Annotated in this window: 24 protein-coding genes; 10 read left to right on the top strand and 14 right to left on the bottom strand. The window is 31.6% G+C overall.

Going from position 1 to position 26,534, the window contains the following annotated elements; all coding sequences use genetic code 11:
• Nucleotides 1-105 precede the first annotated feature (105 nt).
• Nucleotides 106-1,758 (bottom strand): PAS domain-containing sensor histidine kinase, encoded by a 1,653-nt coding sequence (locus MXE27_RS01460; protein WP_248610622.1) that lies wholly within the window; start codon nucleotides 1,756-1,758, stop codon nucleotides 106-108.
• Nucleotides 1,759-2,190: 432 nt separating this feature from the next.
• Between MXE27_RS01460 and MXE27_RS01455 the strand changes: the two genes are divergently transcribed.
• The 7 genes from MXE27_RS01455 (at nucleotide 2,191) to MXE27_RS01425 (ending at nucleotide 6,700) form a co-directional block, all read left to right on the top strand.
• The gene (locus MXE27_RS01455) at nucleotides 2,191-3,690 is read left to right on the top strand and encodes a DUF2193 domain-containing protein (RefSeq protein ID WP_248610621.1); all 1,500 of its coding nucleotides are present in this window, start codon (nucleotides 2,191-2,193) and stop codon (nucleotides 3,688-3,690) included.
• A gap of 37 nt (nucleotides 3,691-3,727) precedes the next feature.
• Complete coding sequence (locus tag MXE27_RS01450; RefSeq protein WP_248610620.1) at nucleotides 3,728-3,937, top strand: DUF2180 family protein; 210 nt, start codon at nucleotides 3,728-3,730, stop codon at nucleotides 3,935-3,937.
• A gap of 4 nt (nucleotides 3,938-3,941) precedes the next feature.
• Nucleotides 3,942-4,691: an MIP/aquaporin family protein gene (locus MXE27_RS01445; protein WP_248610619.1), complete on the top strand. Its 750-nt coding sequence runs from the start codon at nucleotides 3,942-3,944 to the stop codon at nucleotides 4,689-4,691.
• A gap of 195 nt (nucleotides 4,692-4,886) precedes the next feature.
• Nucleotides 4,887-5,507 carry an alpha/beta fold hydrolase gene (locus MXE27_RS01440; RefSeq protein WP_248610618.1) on the top strand — a complete coding sequence of 207 codons (621 nt, stop codon included), beginning with the start codon at nucleotides 4,887-4,889 and terminating at the stop codon, nucleotides 5,505-5,507.
• Nucleotides 5,508-5,642: 135 nt separating this feature from the next.
• Nucleotides 5,643-6,026 carry a hypothetical protein gene (locus MXE27_RS01435; protein ID WP_248610617.1) on the top strand — a complete coding sequence of 128 codons (384 nt, stop codon included), beginning with the start codon at nucleotides 5,643-5,645 and terminating at the stop codon, nucleotides 6,024-6,026.
• Nucleotides 6,023-6,352, top strand: coding sequence for a hypothetical protein (locus MXE27_RS01430; protein WP_248610616.1), 330 nt, complete (start codon nucleotides 6,023-6,025; stop codon nucleotides 6,350-6,352). Before MXE27_RS01435 ends, MXE27_RS01430 begins: the two co-directional genes overlap by 4 nt.
• Before the next feature lie 48 nt (nucleotides 6,353-6,400).
• Nucleotides 6,401-6,700, top strand: a complete 300-nt coding sequence (locus tag MXE27_RS01425; protein WP_248610615.1) for a hypothetical protein — start codon at nucleotides 6,401-6,403, stop codon at nucleotides 6,698-6,700.
• A gap of 670 nt (nucleotides 6,701-7,370) precedes the next feature.
• On the opposite strand, the gene acs is transcribed toward MXE27_RS01425, so the two are convergent.
• The gene (gene acs, locus MXE27_RS01420; RefSeq protein WP_248610614.1) at nucleotides 7,371-9,275 is read right to left on the bottom strand and encodes an acetate--CoA ligase; all 1,905 of its coding nucleotides are present in this window, start codon (nucleotides 9,273-9,275) and stop codon (nucleotides 7,371-7,373) included.
• Nucleotides 9,276-9,537: 262 nt separating this feature from the next.
• Here acs and MXE27_RS01415 point away from each other — a divergent pair, with 262 nt between their 5' ends.
• Nucleotides 9,538-10,101 carry a methylated-DNA--[protein]-cysteine S-methyltransferase gene (locus MXE27_RS01415; RefSeq protein ID WP_248610613.1) on the top strand — a complete coding sequence of 188 codons (564 nt, stop codon included), beginning with the start codon at nucleotides 9,538-9,540 and terminating at the stop codon, nucleotides 10,099-10,101.
• On the opposite strand, the gene MXE27_RS01410 is transcribed toward MXE27_RS01415, so the two are convergent.
• The 5 genes from MXE27_RS01410 to MXE27_RS01390 form a co-directional block, all read right to left on the bottom strand.
• The gene (locus MXE27_RS01410) at nucleotides 10,092-11,393 is read right to left on the bottom strand and encodes an L-cysteine desulfidase family protein (protein ID WP_248610612.1); all 1,302 of its coding nucleotides are present in this window, start codon (nucleotides 11,391-11,393) and stop codon (nucleotides 10,092-10,094) included. The two genes, MXE27_RS01415 and MXE27_RS01410, sit on opposite strands and share 10 nt — an antisense overlap.
• A 148-nt stretch (nucleotides 11,394-11,541) precedes the next feature.
• Entirely contained in the window at nucleotides 11,542-12,213 is a 672-nt protein-coding gene (locus tag MXE27_RS01405) for a response regulator (protein ID WP_248610611.1), read from the bottom strand.
• A 10-nt stretch (nucleotides 12,214-12,223) separates the two neighbouring features.
• Entirely contained in the window at nucleotides 12,224-12,538 is a 315-nt protein-coding gene (locus MXE27_RS01400; protein ID WP_248610610.1) for a hypothetical protein, read from the bottom strand.
• A gap of 11 nt (nucleotides 12,539-12,549) precedes the next feature.
• Entirely contained in the window at nucleotides 12,550-12,729 is a 180-nt protein-coding gene (locus tag MXE27_RS01395; protein ID WP_248610609.1) for a hypothetical protein, read from the bottom strand.
• Between the two features lie 235 nt (nucleotides 12,730-12,964).
• On the bottom strand, nucleotides 12,965-13,168 hold the full coding sequence (locus tag MXE27_RS01390; RefSeq protein WP_248610608.1) for a hypothetical protein: 204 nt from the start codon (nucleotides 13,166-13,168) through the stop codon (nucleotides 12,965-12,967).
• Nucleotides 13,169-13,681: 513 nt separating this feature from the next.
• Between MXE27_RS01390 and MXE27_RS01385 the strand changes: the two genes are divergently transcribed.
• Nucleotides 13,682-15,139, top strand: coding sequence for an MFS transporter (locus MXE27_RS01385; RefSeq protein ID WP_248610607.1), 1,458 nt, complete (start codon nucleotides 13,682-13,684; stop codon nucleotides 15,137-15,139).
• Nucleotides 15,140-15,148: 9 nt separating this feature from the next.
• Here MXE27_RS01385 and MXE27_RS01380 read toward each other — a convergent pair whose 3' ends face one another.
• The 3 genes from MXE27_RS01380 to MXE27_RS01370 all read right to left on the bottom strand — a co-directional run bounded on the left by MXE27_RS01380 (nucleotide 15,149) and on the right by MXE27_RS01370 (nucleotide 18,880).
• Nucleotides 15,149-16,105 (bottom strand): ABC transporter substrate-binding protein, encoded by a 957-nt coding sequence (locus MXE27_RS01380; RefSeq protein ID WP_248610606.1) that lies wholly within the window; start codon nucleotides 16,103-16,105, stop codon nucleotides 15,149-15,151.
• Between the two features lie 148 nt (nucleotides 16,106-16,253).
• Entirely contained in the window at nucleotides 16,254-16,718 is a 465-nt protein-coding gene (locus tag MXE27_RS01375) for a hypothetical protein (protein ID WP_248610605.1), read from the bottom strand.
• Nucleotides 16,719-16,867: 149 nt separating this feature from the next.
• Complete coding sequence (locus MXE27_RS01370; protein ID WP_248610604.1) at nucleotides 16,868-18,880, bottom strand: CHASE4 domain-containing protein; 2,013 nt, start codon at nucleotides 18,878-18,880, stop codon at nucleotides 16,868-16,870.
• A gap of 200 nt (nucleotides 18,881-19,080) precedes the next feature.
• On the opposite strand from MXE27_RS01370, the gene MXE27_RS01365 reads away from it, so the two are divergent.
• Nucleotides 19,081-20,535, top strand: coding sequence for an NCS2 family permease (locus tag MXE27_RS01365; protein ID WP_248610603.1), 1,455 nt, complete (start codon nucleotides 19,081-19,083; stop codon nucleotides 20,533-20,535).
• A 362-nt stretch (nucleotides 20,536-20,897) separates the two neighbouring features.
• On the opposite strand, the gene MXE27_RS01360 is transcribed toward MXE27_RS01365, so the two are convergent.
• The 4 genes from MXE27_RS01360 to MXE27_RS01345 form a co-directional block, all read right to left on the bottom strand.
• The gene (locus tag MXE27_RS01360) at nucleotides 20,898-21,341 is read right to left on the bottom strand and encodes a hypothetical protein (protein ID WP_248610602.1); all 444 of its coding nucleotides are present in this window, start codon (nucleotides 21,339-21,341) and stop codon (nucleotides 20,898-20,900) included.
• A 168-nt stretch (nucleotides 21,342-21,509) separates the two neighbouring features.
• The gene (locus MXE27_RS01355; RefSeq protein WP_248610601.1) at nucleotides 21,510-22,925 is read right to left on the bottom strand and encodes a peptide MFS transporter; all 1,416 of its coding nucleotides are present in this window, start codon (nucleotides 22,923-22,925) and stop codon (nucleotides 21,510-21,512) included.
• Nucleotides 22,926-22,963: 38 nt separating this feature from the next.
• A complete protein-coding gene (locus tag MXE27_RS01350) occupies nucleotides 22,964-24,457 on the bottom strand; it encodes an amino acid permease (RefSeq protein ID WP_248610600.1) in 1,494 nt (497 codons plus the stop codon).
• Nucleotides 24,458-24,475: 18 nt separating this feature from the next.
• Nucleotides 24,476-25,942, bottom strand: a complete 1,467-nt coding sequence (locus MXE27_RS01345) for an amino acid permease (RefSeq protein WP_248610599.1) — start codon at nucleotides 25,940-25,942, stop codon at nucleotides 24,476-24,478.
• Nucleotides 25,943-26,534: the final 592 nt, after the last annotated feature.

The following is a 26,534-nucleotide window of genomic DNA, read 5'->3' as shown; positions in this document are numbered from 1 at the left end:
AAATAAAACCCTATTTGACTGATGTCAGTCATTTTGTCTTAAGTAATATTAATAATTTATGTAATACTTAAAAAATTAATTATAAAATGTGACATGATCTGAAAATTATATTCTTTTATTATATTTTAATTCTTTAAAAGTTATTTTAAATTTAGTACCCTTGCTTCGAATTATTTCTAAATCCGCATCGAGCTGAGTTATTAAGTTATTTACTAACTGTAATCCGAGAGTTTGTGCACTTTGCAAAGTTATATTATCTGGCAAACCGATTCCATCGTCTTCCATAGTTAATAAAAAATATTCGCCCTGTGATTTAAAGGAAATTTCTATGTTTCCTGATATTTCATCTGGAAATGCGTGTTTTAATGTGTTCACAATAACCTCATTAATAATCAATCCTAAAGGTATTGCTGTTTCAATTCCCATTTCTATATCCTCAATATCCATATTCAATTGAATAATGTCCCTATCTGTTTGATATAAGTAAAATAAATCTGAGATAAAAGTTTCAATATATTTTTTCATATTTATATGGGTTAAATCAGGAGATTTGTAGAGTTTTTCATGGATCATGGCCATGGATTTAATCCTGCTTTGAGTAACCAGTAATGTGTCTCTAGATTTTTTTTCTTCAGAATATGCTTGCAGATTGAGTAAACTGGAAATTACTTGTAAATTGTTATTCACACGGTGGTGTATCTCTCGAAGAAGTGTTTCTTTCTCATTTAAAGATTTTTTCATCTGAATTTCAGCTTTTTTACGATCAGTAATATCTCGACTCACGGTCAAGGCCACAGGGTAACCTCTTAACTTAAAAATATGGATACTCACTTCGGTGGGGATTTTTTTACCATTCTTAGTGATGTAGGCAATATCAAATTTGGCATGTCTGGTTTTTTCAAGTTGAGAAACGTACTTAAACATGATATCCTGTGAGTCAAGAGGAATTATTTCTAATGGATTCATGTTCAATATTTCATCCCTACTATAACCCAGACGCTTAACTCCCACATCATTTATTTCGATGAAATTGCCTGCAGATTGATCTTCATTTATCTTATTAAGACTAATCATGTCATTTGCTTTATTAAAAATCTCACGATATTTTTCTTCACTTTCAACCAGCATCGTTTTAACATTTTCCCTTTCGGTGATATCATATAAAAAATTTAAATTGTGTTTTTTTCCTTCAAGTGTAATTGATTCAATAGTGGTGAGTACTATACGTTTTTCACCACTTTTAACATTTATTTCAGATTCAAAATCTTTTATGAATCCCTGTTTTTTATACTCCATCATCACTTTTTGTCGTGTTTCAGAAGTGGTGATATTCAGATCTATGGCATTTTTTCCTAAGACTTCACTTTTTTTAAAACCAGTCATGGATAAATAACTATCATTGACATCAATAATTTCTCCATCAATTTTTGTTAGTACAATAGATATTGGATTAGAATTAAATGCTTTGAAAAAACGTTCTTCACTCTCCTTAATTGAAGATAGATTATGATAAACTAGAATATAAATTAAAATGGTGGTAAGGGTCACAAATAATATTCCTTTGGCACTGGCTATCCAAAGAGAGAGCTGAGGATTGCTGATGCTTATGGCAAGTATCTGATCAGAACTTATTATCCATATTATGCTGACTATGACATAGATTACTGCAATCTTAAAAGCATCGAAGCGCGGATTTATTCTATTATTTTCTGATTTTTTCATAATTGAACCTAAAATCAGTACAAAAAAATATTCCATATTTCCAAATTATAATCTCCAGACCAGATTAATACAATTAATATAATTTATTATATTAGAATATTAATTAATTTTTTGCATTATAAAATCTTCAGAAAAAAGATTTTTTAATTTTCACTAAACTATTTTGCCTATAAACATTTTTATAAGATTATGGGGTTTTATTAGTATGTGTTAATTTAATTTAGGATTTATGAGCTGATTTTTTTCATTGAAGAATAGTTTTTCAGTATTAATTCTTCCAAAAGAACTTTTTAAAATTTTTAATTATTTTAGAAGTGACATAGTTGATTGCAACTGGGATAAATTTCTTTTAGTATAAATTAATCATGATTTTTTAGATTTAACAAATTGCATATAATTAGGGCAACATAATAAAAATGGGAATAAAAAATGAATTTTTAATAAATATTCCTAAAATCAGGTGATAAAATGTCTGAAATATATGAAAAAATGGTTAAAGAAGCTGTATCAGCTCAAAAAGCAGATGTAAATACCATAAAAAACAAAAGAGGTTCTAATTTCCGAATAGAGGATACTAAACCTTATCTTGATGTGGTAAAAAATATGGAAGCCATTGGTGACCAGAGCAAATCTGTAATTAACCTTCACATAGATTCAGTAAATGCCCACTATGAGATTTTGAAAAGTTTAACCAACACTATTAGGCCTGAAGACGACCCATTTGTAGAACATTATCAAACCCCTGTTATACTTGATATATTACGCCAGGAAGACTCCAGTTTCAATAAAAGTCTGGATACATTTATTGAAGCAATTGGAAATGCAGAATCCCTTATTGGTCGCGAGGTTGTAAGAAGATATGGTGGATTCTACGGCCCAACTTGTGTTGTTGACTTTGCTTTAATGCCAGGAAGTACTAGCAATATTATTAATAGGATTTTAAAAACTACAGACATTCCCCAAATGCACAAACAAGCAATATTATCTGCTAAATCCTGGGGTATGAATACATCGTATGGTATTGGGGAAGTATTTGCTCAGGAAATAGAAAAAGACACAACAGTATCTCTTGCAGTGGAAAAAGAAATAGAGATGATAAAAAAAGTTTACCAGGAGCCCATAAATGCTCAGGCTGAATTAATGGATGGTGCTGGACACGAATCGTTTGATGTCCGTAAGTACATGTCGCAATATAAAAAAAAGATGTTTAAAACAGTTAAAGAAGCCATGGATGACGAGGTACATTATGGAAATATTCTCACTGTACCTGCCTATTGTGTAGGTGATATATCTCACCACATCTCTCAATCCACTTTCAATATGTGTAAAGATGATGTTACCATGGCCATAATTGAAGCTACAACAGATGTAATTGATAATACATTAAACTCAGCATTAAAAGAATTTAAAAGTGAATATGAAATTTTATCACTGGCAACAGGTGCTTCAGCATGTGCTGTGGAATACATGCTTGAATTAGATGGATTTAATGCCCCTATGGTTGTAGATCTTCTCACTAAGAAGTTCCATAATTATGTACAGCTCTACCCTGATAGGGGAGCTGCAGCTGAACTGCACAACAGTGATTTCATGGATATGATTTATAGGGGATGGAAATATCTCGACGAAGCTAGAAAACTGAAAAATGGTTCATCTGAACTATTAGAACCAAAAGTCAACCGATTCCGTGTAGACTTAAATCCAGTACATGAAAATGAAGTTATAATGAATCCTCAAAGGTACACATATCCTGCTTGCGCCATCACCGTAAGATTCTCATCTCTTATGAGATTAGCTGATTACCCCTGCCTTTTAACCAGTGAACCAGTTACTGCTACGCTGATGACTAATATTATTGCACTACACAAAGAAAGTGCAGCATCACCAGCCAGAACTTGTAAAAATTGTGCAGCTGCAAGTTTAATTGATTTCAGGCACCATCACTGTCAATGGAAAGAGGCAGTATAATTCCATTATTTCTTTTTTTTTTTAGGAGGAGGATATGATGAAATGTTATATATGTAATGAAGAAGGTAAGGATTCAGATGCGGTGGCCATATGCATCGTTTGTGGAATGGGGTTATGCTCAAAACATGTTATTCGAGAAGAAACAGAGGTCTGGACTGGGGGTTATCCTTTACCAGAAGAAAAAGTGGAACACACATTACCGCGAATTCTTTGTAAATACTGTTATAATGTAGTTAAAAAGAGTTGATCATATGTTTTCGTTAGCCAAAAGAGCCACTGCAGAATTCATAGGGACTTTTATGCTGGTTTTCTTCGGTGCCGGGGCAGCAGCTATAACTCTCATGATCAGTGCAGGACAAGTATCCCCTAATCCATTTAATATAGGTATTGGGGTTTTAGGAGGTTTTGCAGACTGGTTAGCTATAGGTCTTGCTTTCGGTATACCTATAACTGCTTGTATCTATACTTTTGGCCGAATATCCGGGTGTCATATTAATCCTGCAGTAACCATTGCTTTATGGTCAATAAAAAAATTTCCATCTAGGGATGTAATTCCCTATATTGCAGCACAGGTTGCTGGCGCAGCACTGGCCAGTTTTCTATTTGCAGCTTCAGTAGGTATGAATGCAGTAACTATGGGTGGACTGGGCGCTACAGCACCGTTTCCAGGAATTGGTTACTTTCAGGCAATTCTTGTAGAGGCTATAGGAACCTTTCTTCTCATGATAACTATTATGGGCGTTGCAGTGGATAGAAAAGCAACACCAGGATTCGCTGGACTTATTATTGGTTTAACTGTGGCGGGTATCATTACAACCCTGGGTAATATCACAGGATCTTCATTAAATCCTGCTAGAACATTTGGCCCCTATTTAGGGAATTTATTATTAGCCGGAAATAATCTTTGGGGTTATTATCCCATATATGTTATAGGACCTGTGCTGGGAGCTATTTTAGCAGCGGTTTTGTACAAATATTTGACTGATGATCTCACTGCATGATCAACTAACCTTTTCTTTTTTAGATATTTTTTAGCATATTTCGTGTTTTAATCATAGATTTGGAGGAGTTATATTAAAACCATAAACTCAAAAAAGAAACTTTTTTTAATATCCCTACTTGTATTAGTTTTCATAACATTAACCGGTTTTTTTATTTATGTATCCGATTATTATCCTGCAGATAGTGCTGCACTAATGGTCCTTAATTCCACAAATTCATATAATGTAACAGATAATGACGATTTTATTACATTTACTCCTCATACCAATAAAAGCACAACTGGAATTATATTTTACCCCGGGGCTAAAGTACAGGCAGAATCTTATTCAATTATAGCCTCTACCCTGGCAAAAAATGGTTATATGGTGGTTATAGTTAAAATGCCATTTAATCTAGCATTTTTTGGCGTCAATAAAGCAGATGAGGTTATGACTCAACATGAAGAAATCAAATCATGGGTGATGATGGGCCATTCATTAGGGGGTGTTTTTGCATCAGAATATGCTTTAAGTCATCAAAATGTTGTTAAGGGTGTTGTTTACCTTGCAGCGTATCCTTCATCTAATGCTTCCAATGCTACATTTAATGGATTATCCATCAGGGGATCTCTTGATGCTCTTACTACCAGTCAAGACATCTTAAATAATAAAGATAAATTCCCTACCAATACCACTTTTATCACCATAAATGGGGGTAATCATTATAACTTCGGCGATTATGGGGTTCAAGAAGGGGATAATAATAGCACAATCACCAGACAAGGGCAACAAAATCTAACTGTGGATTATATATTGGAGTTTATCCAGAATCTTTAGCTCATTACTTAATTCACACTTTTTTTATATTTTTTAGATATTCTGATAACTTTTCATCTGCTCTCTATCTCAATTTCTATTAGCCTTCAGTTATGATTTAATGATATGAATAAACTTTGAGATGTTGGTGATGATATGAGGTATGGTATTATAAAGCTGCAAGATGAGGGACTAACTTCTTATAATATTGATATTTTTGATGATAGAGAAAAGGTCATAGCATTCCCTTTAGAAGAATTTCAATTAGAAATAATGCGTTTAAAATATTATCTTGAAAAATCAGGTGAAATGTCAGAAATGATACTTAAAGGAAGAGTCCGTTATAAAAAACAAGGCATTAAAAAGGTTGGTGTTGAATTAAATTCTGCTGCTGAAATTATTGACTCTTTAACTCATTTTAATCTTCAAACGTCTTTAGAGGATTATTATTGGCCTGAACTTAAGGTGAAAAAAAGAAAAAGAATAGTTGGAAATGACTCGCTGATTTCCCCTATAATTATAGGCGAGGGTGCAAAATGAAAAGTTATGAAAGCTGCGTTAAATCATGCAGTGAAGAATACACTTACTATGATAAAAAACTTAGAGAACGCAGATACAAATTTGATAAAAACATCATAGTTTTAGATGATAATGCTCCATTTACAAAGGGAGAAATTGTTAGAATTATGAGTGAAAAAGATTTTCAACTGTTATTTGAGGCCTTAAAGAAACTTAAAAAAGATAAAAATGATTTAATAAACCAGATTGATAATCTTAAAATAATTCAAGAGGATTATTCTAAAAATTCTAAAATAATTCGTGGAGATTTTATTAAAAAATTTAAAAAGTTTTTTTTGAGAAGGTGAACTGCACTCGTTCTGGCTTTAATTAATTATATATAGGGGGGGGATGAAATGAAATTTATATGTTTAACTATGTCCTATGATGAAGCAATATTTTATCGCCAAGGAGTATTCACCGGAGAAGATGACTTACTCATATTTTCCTTAGATGACTTTTTAAAATTTAGAGAATATATGAAAGAGTATCTTGGTGAGACACTGAAAATTGTTGATGTTTCTAAAAATAATAGTTCTCGTCATGGGCCTGGTGTTGATGCTCAAAGAATAATAAACTGGATAAAAAAAATGGAAATAGAAATAGAAAAATTAAATCAAACAGATATCCAGAAAAACCTTAGTTCTTACAAATAATTTTTTTTATAGTGCTGATTTTTAACATTTATCCAATTAAAATTAGTTAAAATAAGGTTTAGATATTTACTTCAAATTAAAAAACAGTTTTTATAAATAATTATGAGAAGAGTAACTTCCTATTTAGAAAGTACTCTTAAAAAATTATCTTACATGAGGATTTCGGGTTGCTCTTCCTCTTTTATTTCCTGCTTTTTTATAATGAGATTTTGGTCTAGTTCTTTTATTGGTTCCTTTTATTTTTGCCATAGTAATCAACTCTTAATTTTTGTAATTTTAAATTTTTTTTAAGAAAGTACTGGAATATTATTCACAGTAATTCTGCTTTGAAATAGTTAAACTTATTTTCAAAGATTTAATGGCGAAAAATCGAAAATATCTTTAATGACTATTATTTCGCCAATTCTGATTCTTTGATATATTTTTCTATAAAGCTTTATATACTTTGCCAATTTCACTTTTAAAGTTATTTTTGTCATTGAATTTTAATAAAAAAATAGGTATAATAACTCTAATGAAGTCTGATTATTATATAATCAAGAAATATCATTTAAATATTTGCATTGTTTGGATTAAGTTATATTATAATTGAAAAAATAATATTGGGGGATTTAAAGAGTCTATATAAAAATTAAATAGTATGTGGGGAGGTTAATAAAATAACCTCACTTTAGTCTTCTAGGGTGGATGTATCTCCTAGATCTTCTCCTTCTTCCTGTGCTCGCAGAATTCTACGCATTATTTTACCACTTCTTGTTTTAGGTAGTTGATCTACCTGTTTTATTTCTCCAAGAACTGCTACAGGTCCTAATTCGTAACGCACGTGCTTTTGGAGGTCTTCGATTAGGTTTGTATTTAGAGTATAACCTTCTTTTAAAATAACGAAAGATTTAATAACATGGCCTTTAATAGGATCGGATTTTCCAATAACTGCGCATTCGGCTACTGCGGGGTGTGATACGAAAGCAGATTCAACTTCAGATGTACCAACGCGGTGTCCTGCAATATTCAATACATCATCGGAACGGCCTTGGATCCAGATGTATCCGTCTTCATCTTTACGAGCAATATCTCCTGCATTGTAAACACCACCTGGTATCTCTTTCCAGTATGAATCTACAAACCTTTCTTCGTCTTTATAAAGGGTTCTAAACATAGCCGGCCATGGTTTTTTAATTACCAGATATCCTCCTTTTCCTAGCGGTACAGAATTCCCATTTTCATCCACCACATCTGCATCTACGCCCGGAATGGGTAGAGTAGGCGTGCCTGGTTTTAGTGGGGAAATAGGTAGTGGAGAAATCATATGCATTCCTGTTTCGGTCTGCCACCAAGTATCCATAATTGGAATTTTGGTTTTGCCCACCTTATTGTACAACCACATCCATGCTTCAGGGTTCATGGGTTCCCCTACACTACCCATTATCTTGAGTGAAGAGAGGTTGTAAAGATTTGGATATTTACTACCATACCTCATAAGATGTCTTATGGCTGTAGGTGCTGTGTAAAATTTCGTTACACCATATTTTTCTACAATATTCCACCATGCTCCGGGGTCTGGATAATCTGGCGCTCCTTCGTAGATAAGAGTGGTGGTTCCTAAAAGTAATGGGCCGTAAATAGAGTAGCTGTGTCCAGTAATCCATCCCACATCGCCAGTACACCACCATAAATCTCCATTATGGATATCGAAAATATTTTTTAATGTAGTAGCCACACCCACCATATATCCTGCTGTAGTGTGCAGCACTCCTTTTGGTTTTCCAGTACTTCCAGATGTATATAAAATGAATAATGGGTCTTCTGCGTCCATTTCTTCTACAGGACAATCGTCAGATTCTCCATCAATTAGTGTTTCATAGAATATTTCACGACCACTTAATTCAGATATTTTTATAGGATTTCCCGTGTGTTTTACGACAACCACAGTTTCAATGGTAGGACATTGCAGAAGTGCTTCGTCAGCAATTTTTTTAAGATCTATTATCTTTCCTCGTCTGTAAGTACCATCAGCGGTTATAAGGACTTTAGCATTAGCATCATTCATCCTCTCAACAAAGGCCCCGACACTGAGTCCAGAATAAACAACACTGTGCACGGCACCGATACGTGTACAAGCCAACATGGATACTAAAAGCTCAGTACACATGGGTAGATACATGGAAACGGTATCCCCTTTTTTAACACCTAAATTTTTTAAGGCATTTGCCATTTTATTTACTTCACGGTAAAGTTCATAGTAAGTGAGTTTTCGCTCTTCGCCGTGTTCATTGGCATATAATACAGCAACCTGGTTTCTTTTATCAGAGGATACCCATCTATCTACTGCATTGTAAGATAAGTTAATTTTACCCTTAGTGAACCATTTATAGAATGGTTTCTTGCTTTCATCCAGGACTTTATCCCATTTTTTAAACCATTCAAATTGTTCAGCTTTTTCTGCCCAGTAGCTTACTGGGTCTTTACCCTTTTCAATTTCAGCCTCCCAATTTTTAACATGTGCTTCTTCAACTATCCTGTAGTTAGCTTTAAAAACTCTTTTTTCTTCCAGAAGGACTGAAGTATCTTTCACCATAAATTCCACCGCCTTTCAATTTTTATTTGTATGCTTTCAATGATCGTATATTATCCAAATCCAATAGTAATACTTTTTTTTAAATTTGTATCGAGCTATTCTGGGAATATAAAGATACATTTTGAAATATATAAATTTTTAGCAAAAATTTAGAAAAAATAATGAATTTCACATATTAATTTATGTTTTAATAAGGTTTAATTATTTGTGATAGTAAGTAATTAAATTAAGTAAGTAAAATCCATTAAAGGGTTCATCTTTTATGAGTGATATATATTTAAAAATTATTAAAAAAACGTCATTTGGTCCAGTATCTATTTTATGGGTCGGTTTTAATGGAAATTTTAAGATAGTTAAAATTATATTATCTAATCCAGAAATATCCGCAGAAGATCAGGTTTTTAATATGTTTCATGATGTAGAAGAAGTATCTTGCAGTGGAATAGATATGATATCTAAGGACATCCAGTTTTTTTTAAATGGAGCAAAAATAGAATTTTCTTTAGATGTTCTTGAGTTTAATAGTTGTAGTTTTTTCCAAAAACAAGTATTAAAAGCAGAATATAAAATTCCGAGAGGTAATGTAACCAGTTATCAGTTCTTAGCAAAATATCTTGGTAAAGAAAAAGGTGCGAGGGCTGTGGGTAATGCTCTGGCCAATAATCCATTCCCTATTATTATACCCTGTCACAGGGCGATTCGTTCAGATAGGACTTTGGGTGGATTTCAAGGTGGGCTGAAAATGAAAAGAATTTTACTTGAAAATGAAGGAATAAAATTTGATGATAATGGGAAAATAATTGTCCAATCCTTTTATTATGAGTAAGTTTTTTGAAGCATCATTTCCAGGATTAATTTATCTGCATATAACATTCCATTATTTGCCAATTTACAAAAGTTTTCTATGGTCTTAGAAGAATCGCATTCAATTATACCTTCTTGACAGCTGATGGAGGTGCCATTTAATGCAAGTAATGATGAATGAATAGCTGCAAATGTGCAGGTTGATATTTTTAAGGCACACCCTGATTTTGCACCGTCACAAATCATTCCTGTAATATTGGCCATCATGATTTGAAGTGATGAGTCAATTTCTTTTCTTCCACCACCTAGAAGGTAAGTTATACCACAACAAGCACCCATGGCAGAAATAGTAGCACCGCAAACTGCTGACAATCGACCTAAACGTGATTTAATAAAGATCGTAATAAGGTTACTCAAAGCAACTGCTCTAATTTCCTTTTCCATGGGTAATTCCATTTCTTCACAAACCACGACTATAGGCATGGTAGCTGAGATGCCCTGATTACCACTTCCTGAGTTACTCATAGCAGGCAATTTACATCCAGACATTCGGGCATCAGATCCTGCTGCAGTATAAGCAATAACTTTTGATAGGATATCATCTGAGAAAAAGCCATTGGATTTATTTAGTTCAATACTTTTACCTACTTGCAATCCATATGAGTTCTTAAGTCCTTCCTTACAAATTTTTTTATTAATTTTTATACTTTTTTTTATAATATTGAGCTTTGAAATATCAATATTTTGAATAAACTCTAAAATCGTATTTATATCTAAAAAATCAAGGTCTTCATCTACTTTTTCAGTTCGAGTAGTTAGGTGAGGTGTTTTTTCAATTGATTTTCCATCGACTTCTATTGAAATAACATTAGTATGGGTATTTTCAATTATTATTCTTGCTTCAGTGGTGCTGGTGTTTGTAATTACTTCTAAAAAGAGTTTTGATTGTGAATCATGTAAATTTATGCTTATTATCCCTTCACTAAGCAACTCTTTGGCTTTTTCGATATCTGTTTTATTTAGATCTTCTAATATTTCCAGATTCTTTTCGATATCTGTCTTTATAATTCCCAAAGCTGCTGCAAGATATGCTGAGGAGAGATTTATTTCACTGATGTGGGTTCCAGGAATAGTTACACTCATTGCATTTTTTATTAAATTACGGCTGGCATTAATTTTAACTTTATTAATCAGACCACCTCCAGCGTATTTACATGCAAGAGCCACCGCATAGGCAATGGAGATAGGTTCAGTACAGCCAAGAGATGTTACGAGTTCTCTTTCTAAAATATCAATGAATTTATTTTCTTCCATCAGTATAACTCCTTATATTTCTAATTCATATATAGTTAATTTTAAATAATTAAACTTTTCCATTAAATTATTTTTTCATGAATTATCATTCTTAAATTGAAAATAGATGGTGAGTAAAACAAATTAAAAAAAATTAGGGTCGAAAATTTCACATTTTAGGAAATTCCAGACAAATATTATCTCCTTTAGAATAAACTACAATTTCAAACTCTGATTTTAGGTATCGGGACATTAATTTGTTTAAAAGTTCATAAAAAACTGTATAAGCTTTTTTATTGCTTCTCTCGGCTGAAACATAAATTTTCTCTGAACTGATGTCCACATCTAGTGGGCCGATGACACCATAATGTTTCAATAAGACGTGGTTGATAACTTCATCTTTTTGATCAATGAAACTTGTTATATCTACATAAACATCTTCAAAATCCATGAAACTTTCTTTTTCGGCTTGAAACTTCTTAAGAGCCATTTCAATATTTGCTTTAAGTTCCCTTTCTTTATAAGGTTTCATTAAATATCCATAAGGATATGTTTTGACAGCTCTTTCAATGGTTTCATCATCTGCATAAGCAGTTAAGTATATGATTGGAATGTTATGCATATTAATTATCATTTTAGCTGCATCTATCCCATCCAGTTCTCCTTGAAGTACAATATCCATTAGGATTAGATCCGGTTTATTCTCTTTAACACTTTTAACAGCGTCTTCTCCCGAAGACACAGTATGGGTCACATTGAAACCTAATTTTTGGAGCTTTTTCTTTAAACCTAAAGCTAATATTCGTTCATCTTCCACGATTAAGATTTTTTCATCTGCCATTATTCCACCCTCAGACGCCTCGTTTAGGTGTGATTAATTCCAGGCAAATATTATCTCCTTTAGGATAAATAATTGCGGTTCCTCCATAGGCCTGAATAAAATTCTCTGTGACTTTGGTAAGTACGGGGAAAACATTTTCCTGGTCCCGATTAACACATAAATATGTTTTTTTAAGTCCTACTTCTAGAGTAAAGTCTGTTAATTCATTTATAATTCGGGATCCAATAATAGATTCTTTTATGTATTTTTCTTTTTCTTTTAAGAATTTTTCAACTTCATTAAAGATATCGTCCATTTTTTTCGAATTTTCTTGATTTTTATCCATTATCACACCCCCTAATCAAAAATCTCTTTTTCATCTACTTCTAGTTCTTCAATTTTTTTCTGACACCATTCATATAATGCCTCTTCAGCAGCACGTGACATTTTTCCCTGCTTTTCGCCGTATGATAATCTAGCTATTCTTCTAAAAGCAATTTCTAATTCATCTGATATACAAATAGTAATACATCCCATAATTATCCCCTTCTTTTTGTTTATCTAATTTTAATTTAAAAGTTTTAGTATATATATTTTTAAAAAAAGAGAGGTGGATTTCTTTTAAAATTTAGCATATATGGTTAATAATGAGATTAGGCAGATATTCAAAAAAACAGGACACCTCATTGAATACCTACCATTAAAATTAAAGAAGGTAGATATCCCAAAGGCGCTATCGGAATATCTACCATGCTGCATAAAAATATTGGGCTTAGTTAGTTAATTTAGAGAACTTATTTTTGGTATTGTTAAATTGTAGTTTGGAATAGTATTGTACCCTACATATAACCCAGTCAAGCATACAAACGATTAGATATAGTGCACCTAAAAAAAGGGCCACTATTAATATGGGGATGTTTTTAAAAGCTTTAATTAAACTTTTTTTGCTCATTCCTTGGAAAGATTCAATATCCATTTATCCACACCCTTTATCCTACTTTTATTTCTTACATTATAATGTAAAAGTTTAGATATTTAAAGTTTTCTATTAGTATTAGTAACTCAATGTATTTGATATTTGCAATAGAGTATAGGCTTGCATTTTGAATTTTTAGGTAGATTATCAATTCTATTAACAAAAAGAGGAAAAATATTTTTTTTCTAAAATAACCTTTTCTTTTTAGTTTCAACTCTACATTTTGGCAATATTTTCAATTGTTGAAGTTAGATAGTCATTGATTTAATTTTTAAAACATAATTCTTTAGATTAAGTGGAATAATCTCATATTAATTTTCATGTTATGAAAAAATAAGATGTATTATATATTTAATGTAATTTAAAGGCATATGATTATGCATAATATGTATTACTTTCAAAAAAGTTTTATTCTTTGATAATAAATCTTTTATGATTATGAAAAAAGAAATTATGGCTCAGAAGTTAATACAAAACAATAATTTTTTATATTCTGGCCTACTGGGGTATTAAATGGTATCTGGATATGATATTAAATCAAAAATGGATAATATTAATATAAATAAAACAGTTTTGATAGTTCTTTCTGTTTCAATGGCTGTTTTTGTTTGGTCATTCAGTGCGGGAACAGTAAATATAGCGCTGCCAACAATCTCTCAGTATATGGACATAAGCACTTATCTTGTTTCATGGGTAGTGATAGTTCATTTACTAATATTAACCAGTTTCATGCTGATTTTTGGTAGATTGGGCGACATTATTGGCCTTAGAAAAGTTTTCTTAATGGGAATCTGTGTCTTCACAGTTAGTTCTTACCTATGTGGTATTTCTATTGATTTTGTACAATTATTATTATTTAGGGGATTGCAGGGTTTGGGTTCTGCAATGTTATTATCAATATCTCCAGCACTAATTTCAAAACATTTAAATCCGAATTTCCAGGCTAAAGGTTTTGCAGCTATATCTGCAGCAACCACAATAGCTTTAGCTGCAGGATATGGGGCTGGTGGTTTAACGCTTCAGTATTGTGACTGGAATTGGGTTTTTTTAATTGTTGTTCCACTGGGGATTATAGCATTTATCTTAAACTTTTTTTTCATACCGCCTGATACATTTCATGAAAAAAAATTAGATTTTGATTTAGTAGGTGCTTTTTTAATACTTATTGTAATGGTGATTTTAATATTGTCAATATATGTTGCAAAAGACATGGGCTTGACATCTAAATGGTTTATCGGAGGGATTTGTTTTGATTTTATTCTTTTTTCAGGATTAATACATTGGGAAAATAAACAAAAGTACCCTATCTTTGATTTAAATCTTTTAAAAGATAGTAAATTACTTTTACCTTTATTAGCTGCATTTTTAATAACACTGGTGTTCATGGGGACAATATTTTTGGTTCCATTTTATCTGGATTTGATAATGGGTTACAGCACTGCTTTCTCAGGTATTTTAATTTTAATACCTACTTTATTAGTCCTCATTGCAGGACCTCTTTCTGGTGTAATCACAGATAAATTTGGATCAAAAATACCCACAGTCATTTCCTGCATTTTTCTCCTGATATCTTTAGGTTTTTTCATATTAACAGACCCAACTACAGGTATAATCTTTATTTTAATTGCTTTATCTACTAGATTTTTATCAGAAGGATTTTTTGCGCCGGCTAATAATAAACAAATAATGAAAAATGGTTATAAAGGTAATAGAGGGTCTATATCTAGTTTAATGAATACTTCCAAATATATGGGAATTATACTGGGTGTTGTAATATTTGACGCAATTTTTGAGTCAACTATCGTTCAACAAACTACTAATCTTGCGAATATGCCTGTCACAGGTGCGCTTCACCTTGCAGCTCCAGTTTCAGTACTTTTAAGTGGATTTCAAAATGCATTTCTTTTAGGATTGACTATCAGTCTATCTGTTTTAGTTATGGTTCTCCTCTCCAGGCAGTGGGAGGGATAAACTAAACGTTTATTGTGATGGAATGTAATTAAAATTACATACTTGATTAAATGATAAATTATTATTTATATATCCCATCTCTTTTTGGAATTGGATCATTTGCATTATATTTGTTTTAAATTCCGTATTTGGTAGTGCAACGAATTTTATATGGTTCAAACTTTCCATTTCCACCTCATCCAATGTACCCATTTTTTTAGATAGAAAATATATGTTTTTTTCTGGATAATCAATAATATATTGGGTTGATTGAACATGTACTTTTAAGAATTTTGATAGTGTTAATGGTTTATTTTTGATAAAATTTTCGCTGGTTACTATTATACAACAAGGATGATTGGGCCAGATGTCTTGGGAGTAGACGAGTACCTTACCAATTTCAAGGTCTTTTCCTATTGATACAAAAGGTTCCCATGCAACATAAGAATCATATGAGTCTTCTTGCAATCCAAAAGGCATCATAGGCACTTCTGATTCGGTAATATTTATATTGCTAAAATTTACATGGTTATTTTTTAGGTATATGTGCAATAGTAAGTCTTGTATTGATCCATTTTTGGGAATTGCAACTGTTGTGTTTTCTAAATCTGATGCCTTTTCAATATTGGAGTTTTCTGCGTTCACTATACCGCTACCCTCCAAATTAACAGGAGCTACTATTTTAAGTGAATAACCTTTATCTATAGCTGCTGTTACAGGGGTTATCCCACAATAGCCTATATCAATCTTTTCCTGTTCTAATGCTTTAACCATTTCAGCGCCTGAACTAAAAGGAACTAATTGAACTGATAAATTATTTTTATCAAATAATTCTAGTTCGTCAGCTGCAAATAATGCTGCCTGGTGGCTGCTGGGTAGGTAACCCACATATATTATACGAGACCCTTCTGTAAGGTAGTTATGAGTAGTGCCTATGATTAATAAAATCAGCATAGCAGTTCCAATAATAAAAATGGTTTTTTCCATGGTTACACATCGTTATAAATATATTGTAATTAAATAACTTTTTTAACATTAAATAATTTGGTGTTTTATTTTTAATCAAAAACCATCAAAAAATCTATAATTCTTAAAAATAATTTAAAAATAAAAAATTAGTTATATTGTTTTTAAATTAAGTATGTGATATAAACGATTCAAGTTTTATACTCTCGTTATGTTTGTAATCAATTGTGAATACTGCTCCGTTTAATCCATAGTGATTTACCATTTTAAGATATGCTGATTTTTGTATGCCATAATATCCACAAGTGGGATCATAGATATATCCATTAAATAAAACAACTTGATGTCCTTTGCTGTAGTTTTTATTCCATACTTGTAATAATTTTACATTATGATAGCCCTGTTTATAAATATATTCGGCAAATATTTCGGATTTATTTTTACAATTTAAAGTATTAGAATATGGTATATTCTTAATTTCTTTAAATATGGGATATAACTTTGATTTTGTGATTCCTTTCACAGTTATGGGTTTGGTTATAGATTGTGTAGGGTTGCTATCGACCTGGCTAATAAAAAGGCCATTACCTAAAAAAAATAGTATTAATATGGATAAAATGATGATTTTTTTCATTTTAATCACGATTTACATCTGATTCTTGTTTCATAGTCTAATTTTTAATTCATGTTTAAATTTAAAGTTAAAAGTTTTAATATTTAAATTTTTCTATGTACAATAGTTTTTTTTGCTAAGTGCTATGATATAAAAAAATCTATTCAATTTTAGTAAGGAGGATCTACTTCAGAAAACTTAATGGAAAAGCAAACCCCTTTATTAGATTTAAAATTCATCTCCCCCTTGATCTGAATTACTAACTCTTTTACCAGTCGTAGTCCCAAAGAATTAATATTAACCCAATCCAGATCAGAAGGTAATCCGATTCCATTGTCACAGATCTTTAATTGAAATTCTCTTCCTTTTATTTTTTTAAGAATAATTCTAATTTCAGGAGAAGATTTATTGGGGAAAGCATGCTGTAAACTATTTGAGACTAATTCGTTAATGATAAGACCTAGTGGCATAACTGTTTCTAGATTGAGATTAGAATCATCTACATCTAAAATAAGTTTTAAGTTTTTTGGATTAAAACCCAAAGAATAAATAAGATCTGTGGTTAAATTTTGAATATACGACTTTATATCAATTTTTGAAATATCTTTTGACCTGCAAAGCCTTTCATGGATCAGAGAGATGGTATGTATGCGTCTGTCAGTCTCTTTATATTTTTGAAGTAGCAGAGGATCTTTGAAGCTACTTGCTTGTAGTCTTAGTAAAGCAGAGATTACCTGAAGATTATTTTTCACCCGATGATGGATCTCTCTGAGCAATAACTCTTTTTCTTCTAATGATGTTTTAATTTTTAAATCTGTTGCTTTAATGTCATTTATATCCATTAATGATATTAATATTTCATTAGAAAATTGAAAAAAGCTAAATGTAGTAAAAAAGTATTTGAGAGTATTTTCTTTAGTAATTAACTTTAATTCACAGCTTAACATTTGTTTGTTGTGTGGATTTGTAACTTCCTTGATTTTTTCCAGATGGTCTTTAGGTAGCAACTGAAGAAAATTATTTTGATTTGGATCAAATTTCTTATTAAATTCATTATTAAAAAGTTTTATATCCATATCTTTATCCACAATAATCATCACTGTTCCAGAATTTTCAAAAATTGTTTTGTAAACGTCTTTATTTTTACAGAGTTCTTTCTGTGACATCTGGAAAGAATTTAATGCACAATTAATTGATTTTGCAAAATCAGTTAATTCATCTGAACCGGACAATGGAATTCTACCAGATAAATTTTTTGTTTTGCTTATTTTTTGGATACTGGATGAAATTTTTTCAATTCTTTGCATCAAATCCCTGTCAAAAAGTAGATAGATAGCAAATATGGTAATAATTCCAATTATAATTAAGTATAAAGTTAGAATAAAAATTGTTTTTTTATAGTTTTTGAATACTAAACGCGGCAATTCCATTTTGATCAATAGACTGGGTTCTCCTGATGTTCCTTTTAATGAAGTGTAAACATGTAACGCATTTTTCTCCTGATTTTGAATAATAACCACACTTTGAGATCTCTCCTTTTTAGCATTATTTAAAACTTTATTATAAGTAAGGGGACTTATGGAAATATTATTGTAATTGGAAAATGATTTTAAATCATAAGAATTCAGATATCTTCCCATAATCAATGTTCCTACTGCAGGACCTTTCCCGTCACTTTTAAAAATAGGTTTTGCAACTATCATCATAGGTGTGCCATTTAAGGAGATATAACCTGAAGATTCAGTTTTATTTTTTGAAATTATAAGATCATGATCTTCTAATTTTTGATGTAAATTATTGGGCAGTGTTAAAAATTTATTATTCTTCCAATCAGCCGATTTGGCATATAATATCTTTCCATTTGCATTAGTAAAAATTATTAGATTAACATTCAATTTAGTAAATGTTTTCAGGGATAAGCTGCGGGATATGAAACCATCAGTATCATATTTTACAAAATAGTATGCTTCGTCATATTGAGACCAATCATTTGCTGTGTTGTTTAAATCAATAAAATTGTTATTTAAAGAGCATAATGTATTGTTCATAATCATATTCGCATTTCTGTTCTCATCTTCCAGCGTTTTACTTAAGAAAATTGTTTCGGAAATTAAATAAAAACTAATAATCATAGTAAAAATTAATAAGACCAATATTAACATCGTTTTTTTTCTTAATGTCATATTATCTTCGAGTTTCTTAATTTTTGCACTTGCTAAAACATAAAAATAGATTCTATATTAAAAGGGAAAGAGAGGGGGATGAAGAAGAATAGTTTCAGGTTTCCCCCAATCTCACTAACTGATGTCTAATTTTTTTGGGTAATGTATAATGTAAAAGTTTAAGTATTTAAATATTACTATTATTCTTAACGGTGATATATTTGTACAAACAGCGAAAAGACGAAATTTCAGAGAAATATTCAATCAAAAATTTTTTAAATAAATGTTTTTCAATCAACAATCATGGTTCCTCTATTAAAACAGAATTAAGAGCAGGCATAACAACTTTTATGGCTATGGCATATATAATCGTTGTAAACCCTATCATTCTTTCCGCAGCAGGTATGGATTATAAATCTATCTTTTTAGCAACATGTATGGCTGCTGCAGTTTCTACATTTTTAATGGGAATGGTGGCCAAAAAACCATTTGGTATGGCTGCTGGGCTTGGAATAAATAGTTTAGTTGCTTTTGGTGTTATAGTGAATATGCATCAACCCTGGCAAATCGCAATGGGCTTAATTTTCATTGAAGGATTTATTGTTTTTTTGTTGGTTTTAACCAACTTACGTGAGATGATTATGAATTCCATTCCGCCATCTTTGAAGATATCTATTGGGGTGGGTATTGGAATGTTTATTTCATTTATAGGGTTTAAGATTGCAAATATAATGGTTCCCAGTCCCGAAAATCTAATTCAGTTTGGCAATGTTTTTAACCCAGTATTCATTGTTTCTATATTGGGTTTAACCATTATTGGAATATTAATGGCTTTAAAAGTAAAAGGCAGTATTTTTTATGGAATAGTATTAACTTCGTTTGTCGCGGTTTTCGCGTGTTTCATTGGAGATTTTACACATACTTCTTTTAATGTTTTTGGAAATCCAAATATACCCATATCCATAACCTCATTGCCAGCGGGATCTAGCAATATTCCTTGTAATTGGAATGGTCATTTTATTGAAATTCCAACTTTTCAAAATTTTTCTACAATTGGTAAGTTGGATATTAAAGGTTGTTTATCATTATCTTTTGTTCCGGTTATATTTGCTTTAATGATGGTTGATTTTTTTGATAGTTTAGGAACAGTTATGGCTTTGGGTACTCAGGCGGGTTTGGTTGATAATAAAGGCAAATTAAGAGACATAAAAAAAATATTGGCTATCGATGCGTTAGGGGCAATGATTGGAGGATTTATGGGTAGCAGTTCCAATACGGCTTATGTTGAAAGTTCAGCGGGTATCATTGAAGGGGGTAAAACAGGGCTAACTTCGGTTGTTGTAGCGGGATTGTTTTTTATGGTAATGTTTTTTGTTCCACTAGCTTATTTTATTCCTTCAGCAGCCATTGCGCCTGCGTTAATTGTTGTTGGCTTTTTAATGATTTCAATGATAAATAATATTGATTGGGACGATTTTGAGGAGTCATTACCTTCTTTTCTTACTATCATCACCATGACTTTCACATTCAGCATATCTAAAGGTATAGGATTTGGATTTATTTCATATTGTGTAATAAAATTAGCTAATGGAAAATGGAGAGAAGTTAAGCCTTTAATGTGGATTGTTTCTATAATTTTTGTAGTGTATTTTTTATCTGTTGCCAATTTGCTTTAGAAAATAAGTATTTATTAATAGGGAAAATAGGGACTTATTTTCCCTTTGATGTGATAAAACATATGATCTGGTTTGTCCCTAAAGATTAATGTAAACATTTAATTATATAAAGTTTTCTGTCATTTGATTATGTTAATATGGCAGTATATGAAAAAACTTTTTTTTAATCACTTCAAAAACTGGAGAATTAGTGTCACTTTTGAAATGTATTAATGGCAATAACAATCAAAAAAATTATGTTTCAAAAAGAAATAGTATACATCTCACATACTTAAAGACCTTCTAAAGTTAAGATATATATAAAAAAAATAAGATATGATAAACTAAAATAGAGAAATAAGAATAGAAAAGAAAGAAGATAATTATTGTACGTAGATTTTGGCGTTTGCTTGGCAGTGTTTTAGTTTTCCTTCGTATTTTATTACTAGGTTGTATGTTCCTTTTTCGTTTAGTTTGAATTCGTCTGGATTAGCGTTTGCTGTGAAGAAGTTGGTGATTGCTGTATCAGACCACACTAGTTCTCCATTTGTCCCATTTGCATTTGATTTATACACGTAAAAATCTAAATAACGACATATTTGAGGGATCCAACTAGTATTAACCGAATCGACAGTGTACCAGTACCAATATAATCTTGCCTGTAATCCTATAGTTTCTCCAGGGCTAACTGTTATATCGTTTATTGGCGCACCATTTTTCCCTGCTATTTTTGTATCTTCTAACTGTGGATTAGCAGCAAATATTGGTTGTGCCACAGAAAATGCTAATATAACCATTAAAAATAATGGAAAAAGTTTCATTTTCATATATATTCAACTCCCCTTTCATTTTTTACATGTAAATTAAAAATTTACCTATCCTATTAAATTTTAAAGTATAATGTATAAGTTTAGATATTTAAATTTTTTTATTTTGAGTACTTATTGATGACCATAAAAACTTCACACAAATATTAAAAATTAATTGTTAATCAGCTATACAATCCCATGCATCATTTTAACCAGTTTTTTTCTAATTAATATGAGGATAAATGCTGAAATAGCGGACATCAATACAAATATCATGAAGAAATCATGAAATCCAGTTATGGCAAATCCAAATAAATGGGGTGTGATATGTGTATTGGGGTCTGGATAAAGTGCTGATAATAATCCCGCCATAATATTAGATGCTGCAGCTGATAAAAACCATACTCCCATCATAAATGAAATGAATCTAACTGGAGAAAGTTTTGAAACCATGGATAGCCCAATAGGAGAAATACAAAGCTCTCCAAAAGTGAACATAACATAAATTGCTATTAACCACAGAGGACTAACTGCAGTAAATCCCTGGTCAATCATACCTGCAGGTATAGTTAATATAAGAAAACCTAAAGATAGTAATAATAAACCTATAGCCATTTTAGAAGGTATTGATGGTTCAAGTTTTCTTTGATTAAGTAAAGGCCATAGTGTGGCGAATAAAGGAGCGAAAATTAATATTGCCATAGGATTAATAGACTGGAACCAGCTGGCAGGAATTGTCCAATGGCAAAATGTTAAAATACGATCTACATTTTGCTGGGCAAAAAAAGTTAATGAAACTCCTGCCTGCTCAAAAGCTGTCCAGAAAAATATGACAAAAAAAGAAAGAATGAAAATAACTCCAATTCTCTGTTTTTCAATTAGGGTCAGTGGTTTATCAATAAACGTGTTAATATCTGTTTTTAAATTACCTCTCTGGTCTAAAACTATCTCCTTTTGATTGAATTGATTTCTATCATCTGAAAAGATACCTAATTTCTTCCCACTAGGCGATACTAAATATTTGTCTTTAGAAAATATAAAAACTAGTAACCCCAATATCATCCCTACTCCTGCAGCTAAAAAACCATATATGAAGTCTGCAGGATTTCCAGTATCACCTATTCCTCCAATGACCAAAGGAGATAAAAGAGCCCCTAAATTGATACCCATATAAAATATAGTGAATGCAGAGTCTCTTTTTTTATCATTTTTTTCATATAATGAACCAACCATGGAAGAAATATTAGGCTTGAAAAATCCATTACCCATAATTAGTAAGAATAATCCAATTAAAAAGAATATTTCCTGATTATTAAATAAATAACTATGGGAAACAGTATTTGATAAAGAAGGATTGTAAAAATAACTACTAGTGGCCAGACTAAATTGACCTAAGGCCATTAAAATAGCCCCAATGATAATTGATTTACGATTACCCCAATACCTATCTGCCACATAACCCCCAATTAATGGAGTCAAGTACACCAGCCCGGTATAATAACCGTATATAGTTGAAGTAAAAGCTATACTAAATAAAAGTGCTTTGAGCATGTATAATGAAAGAATAGCTCTCATACCATAATAACTGAAACGTTCCCACATCTCAGTAAAAAATAGAATGTATAAACCTTTGGGATGAGTTAAAATCGTTTATACCTCATTATTTTTTCAATTTGACTTAAAATAGTTAGAATGGTACTATTTAATAAATCAAAAATTTCATTAATATCTTTAAAATTAAAAATATCAGTATCACATTGCCTTAATTTGCTATTTTTCATACCATAAACAAAATAAACCGCAATTCCAATTAGTAAACTAATAATAAATCGTTCTAAAGTAGTATGGGATAATTGAAATATTAAAAAAGAACAGAAAACAATGGAAAGAATGGGAATAATTGGCACTAATGGACATTTAAATTTTCGGGGGATGTCCGGGTTTTGTTTTCTAAGAATAATAATCGATAATGCCAAGAAAATAAAAGCGGATAAGGTTCCAATATTCACAAGTTCGATAATAGTATTTAATGGGAAAAAAGCAGCAATCATGGCAGCAGCAGTCCCTACAATAATAATACAGATAACTGGAGATCTAAAATTTTCATGTAAATGTGAAAATATTTCTGGCAAAAGCCCATCTCGTGACATGGAATAAAAAATTCTGCTCTGTCCAAAAAGACTGGTTAAAAGTACAGAGGTAAGCCCGAAAAGAGCTCCGAATGAAACAATAGATGCGGCCCAATTTATCCCAATACTTTTAAGTGCAAAGGTGACTGGAGCTGGAGTATCTAACAAGTTATAGGGAACTATACCATTTAAAACAGCAGCCACCGCAATATACAATATAGAACTGATAATTAAAGATCCGATTATTCCTATGGGCATGGTCCTTTGAGGGTTTTTAGTTTCTTCTGCGGCAGTGGAAACGGCATCAAATCCGATATATGCAAAAAATACCATGGCTGCACCTTGCAGTACTCCTGAAAATCCGAAAGGCATAAATGGATGGTAATTAGCAGGGTTGATATGCCCTAAACCTACAAAAATAAAGAGTAATATAATTGATACATTAATTAAAACAACAATAGCATTAAAACGGGTACTTTCCTTTACCCCTAAAATTAATATTCCAGTTAATAGTAAAATTATAAAAAGTGCAGGAAGATTAATAAGACCTGTTCCTGGCGGCGCACTTATAATTTGAGGTAAAATGATTCCTGTTGAACTAAGTAGGCCTACCACATAAGAAGACCAGCCTACTGCTACAGCAGATGCTGATATCAAGTATTCATACATTAAGACCCAGCCAATCATCCAAGCCCAAATTTCCCCCATAGCAACATAAGTATATGTATAAACGCTTCCAGATACGGGTATCATAGATGCAAACTCTGCATAACAAAGAGCTGTAAAAATACAGGCTGTTGCAGATAATATAAAAGATAAAACCAATGCGGGGCCTGAAGATTGGGCAGAAGCAACTCCAGTAACAATGAATATCCCGGCCCCGATTATACAACCTAGCCCCATGATAATTAAATTCACAGGACCTATGGTTCTTTTAAGGGAATTGTTATGGTCCTTATTAATATATAAATCATTAATTGGCTTTTTAGAAAAAATTCTTTTCACAGTTTCACCAATTAATAATTATTTTGCAGAATCATTCTCAGGGATAACTGCGCTAATAACCACAGCGTCATCCAGTTCATCAAATTCTGCCTCAGATTCTCCCTGTTTTTTAGAGTGTTTATAGTTTCTATAGACAAAATAAACTACTAACCCTAGTATTAACCATATTGCAAAGAGTTCAATGGTTAAAATGGTGAGCTGGCTGATTAAAGCAACACAAGCAATAATAGATGCTATAGGTATAGCTGGAACCAGAGGACATCTGAATTTTCTAGGTAAATCTGGGTGACTTTTTCGTAGATACAGAACTGATATAGCTAAAAATATAAATGCAGAAAGTGCAGCTATATTTACCAATTCAAATATATCTCCGAGTGGAAAGAATCCAGATACAAATGCAGATATGATTCCAATTATAATTATGCTTATGGCAGGTGATTTGAATTTACTGTGCACCTTGGTTAATCGGTTAGGGAGTAATTCATCACGGGACATTGCAAAAATTAAACGAGGTACCACGAATAAATTAACTAGAATAACAGTAGTTAATCCGGCAATGGCCCCGACAGTTACAATAGTTGTTACCCAGTTAGCCCCTACACTTTGTAGAGCCATCATTACTGGTGCTTCGCTATGGGCAAACATACTAAAATTTACCATCCCATTCATTACTCCAGCAACCACGATATAAATTAAAGAACAAATTGCTAATGATCCGATTATTCCTATGGGTAGTGCCCGCTGGGGGTTTTTTGTTTCTTCTGCTGCTGATGCTACAGTATCAAATCCTATATATGCAAAAAATACCATGGCCGCCCCCTGAAATATTCCGGGAATTCCATGAGGAGCGAAAGGGTGATAATTGGCAGGGTTTATAAAATTAAAACCCACTACTATGAATAATAGAATAACTGCTAGTTTTATGAAAACGAAAAATGCATTGAGTCGTGCACTTTCTTGAGTTCCTTTTATTAATACTGCGCTTAATGCAATAATTATTAAAAATGCAGGTAAATTAATTATCCCATTTCCAGATAGGGGGGAAGAAGTTAACATTGTGGGGATTACAATACCCATGGATGCTAAAAATCCTACTACATATGAAGACCATCCAATAGCTACAGATGAACCGGCAATAACATATTGGAGTATTCCAACCCATCCTATTATCCAGGCCCCTATTTCACCAATCGTAACCTGAGTATAAGTATATATTCCTCCAGTTACACTAATTATAGATGCCATTTCAGCATAACAAAGAGCTGTAAGCCCACATGCTAAAGCAGCAATGATAAAAGAAATTATTAATGAAGGCCCAGATGTTGCTGAGGCTATTCCTGTTACAATAAATATTCCTGCTCCTATTATAGCCCCTATTCCCATTATTATTAAATGAAATGGTCCTAATGATCTTTTAAGTTTTTGCTCTGTATTTTCACAGTGCAAACATTCCTTTATGTCTTTTTTTTTAAACAAAGCTCGCATATCTTTTCACCCAAACTATAAAATTAATGTTTAATGTAAAAGTTTAGGCATATAAAGTTTTGTATTGATTATTACAATAGATAACATTAGAGCATACTTTTCTTTCTGTTTAGAAAAAATCCATCTAAAAAAAGGTTTTAAATTACTAATAATTAAATAATATCTCTTAAAAAGCTTAATTGATAATTTTAATAGAAATTAATTAGTATAAAATTGAAGCTGAGTCCGACAGAATGACTTAGTATTGAAGGGGGTTAAAAAATTAGATTTATGGACTCAGCTTATTTTAGTCATTCTACAAAGTATGTCAAGTTAAAGTTAAACATTAAACTATATAAAGTTTACTATTTGATTGAGTATCAAGCAAAAATTAACTTTGAAAATGGAAGAAATGTTTCTAATGGAACTGATAACTTTAAATAATTAATGAATATATCAATCATTTTAATAAAAGAATATATAATTCGTTTACTTTTATGATATATAATGACATACTTCTGGCAATTGACCCTGAGATAGATATATACCTGTCTCTTATACACATCTGACGCTGCCGACGATCTTACGCGTTTAGATCTCGGTGGTCTTCGAT

The sequence above is a fragment of the Methanobacterium alcaliphilum genome (assembly GCF_023227715.1).
Classification (GTDB): domain Archaea; phylum Methanobacteriota; class Methanobacteria; order Methanobacteriales; family Methanobacteriaceae; genus Methanobacterium_E; species Methanobacterium_E alcaliphilum.
Note: the sequence above shows the minus strand (reverse complement) of the source record. Positions and strands in the feature narration are given on the sequence as shown.

Excerpts from the sequence above, each read along its gene's own strand:
- MXE27_RS01415 (WP_248610613.1), top strand. The coding sequence starts at position 9,538 with ATGAGTGATATATATTTAAAAATTATTAAAAAAACGTCATTTGGTCCA.
- MXE27_RS01345 (WP_248610599.1), bottom strand. The coding sequence starts at position 25,942 with ATGCGAGCTTTGTTTAAAAAAAAAGACATAAAGGAATGTTTGCACTGT.
- MXE27_RS01380 (WP_248610606.1), bottom strand. The coding sequence starts at position 16,105 with ATGGAAAAAACCATTTTTATTATTGGAACTGCTATGCTGATTTTATTA.
- MXE27_RS01450 (WP_248610620.1), top strand. The coding sequence starts at position 3,728 with ATGAAATGTTATATATGTAATGAAGAAGGTAAGGATTCAGATGCGGTG.
- MXE27_RS01360 (WP_248610602.1), bottom strand. The coding sequence starts at position 21,341 with ATGAAAATGAAACTTTTTCCATTATTTTTAATGGTTATATTAGCATTT.
- MXE27_RS01400 (WP_248610610.1), bottom strand. The coding sequence starts at position 12,538 with ATGGATAAAAATCAAGAAAATTCGAAAAAAATGGACGATATCTTTAAT.
- MXE27_RS01390 (WP_248610608.1), bottom strand. The coding sequence starts at position 13,168 with ATGGATATTGAATCTTTCCAAGGAATGAGCAAAAAAAGTTTAATTAAA.
- MXE27_RS01355 (WP_248610601.1), bottom strand. The coding sequence starts at position 22,925 with ATGTGGGAACGTTTCAGTTATTATGGTATGAGAGCTATTCTTTCATTA.
- MXE27_RS01435 (WP_248610617.1), top strand. The coding sequence starts at position 5,643 with ATGAGGTATGGTATTATAAAGCTGCAAGATGAGGGACTAACTTCTTAT.
- MXE27_RS01405 (WP_248610611.1), bottom strand. The coding sequence starts at position 12,213 with ATGGCAGATGAAAAAATCTTAATCGTGGAAGATGAACGAATATTAGCT.
- MXE27_RS01395 (WP_248610609.1), bottom strand. The coding sequence starts at position 12,729 with ATGGGATGTATTACTATTTGTATATCAGATGAATTAGAAATTGCTTTT.
- MXE27_RS01375 (WP_248610605.1), bottom strand. The coding sequence starts at position 16,718 with ATGAAAAAAATCATCATTTTATCCATATTAATACTATTTTTTTTAGGT.
- MXE27_RS01440 (WP_248610618.1), top strand. The coding sequence starts at position 4,887 with ATGGTCCTTAATTCCACAAATTCATATAATGTAACAGATAATGACGAT.
- MXE27_RS01460 (WP_248610622.1), bottom strand. The coding sequence starts at position 1,758 with ATGGAATATTTTTTTGTACTGATTTTAGGTTCAATTATGAAAAAATCA.
- MXE27_RS01385 (WP_248610607.1), top strand. The coding sequence starts at position 13,682 with ATGGTATCTGGATATGATATTAAATCAAAAATGGATAATATTAATATA.
- MXE27_RS01425 (WP_248610615.1), top strand. The coding sequence starts at position 6,401 with ATGAAATTTATATGTTTAACTATGTCCTATGATGAAGCAATATTTTAT.
- MXE27_RS01370 (WP_248610604.1), bottom strand. The coding sequence starts at position 18,880 with ATGACATTAAGAAAAAAAACGATGTTAATATTGGTCTTATTAATTTTT.
- MXE27_RS01445 (WP_248610619.1), top strand. The coding sequence starts at position 3,942 with ATGTTTTCGTTAGCCAAAAGAGCCACTGCAGAATTCATAGGGACTTTT.
- acs (WP_248610614.1), bottom strand. The coding sequence starts at position 9,275 with ATGGTGAAAGATACTTCAGTCCTTCTGGAAGAAAAAAGAGTTTTTAAA.
- MXE27_RS01430 (WP_248610616.1), top strand. The coding sequence starts at position 6,023 with ATGAAAAGTTATGAAAGCTGCGTTAAATCATGCAGTGAAGAATACACT.
- MXE27_RS01455 (WP_248610621.1), top strand. The coding sequence starts at position 2,191 with ATGTCTGAAATATATGAAAAAATGGTTAAAGAAGCTGTATCAGCTCAA.
- MXE27_RS01410 (WP_248610612.1), bottom strand. The coding sequence starts at position 11,393 with ATGGAAGAAAATAAATTCATTGATATTTTAGAAAGAGAACTCGTAACA.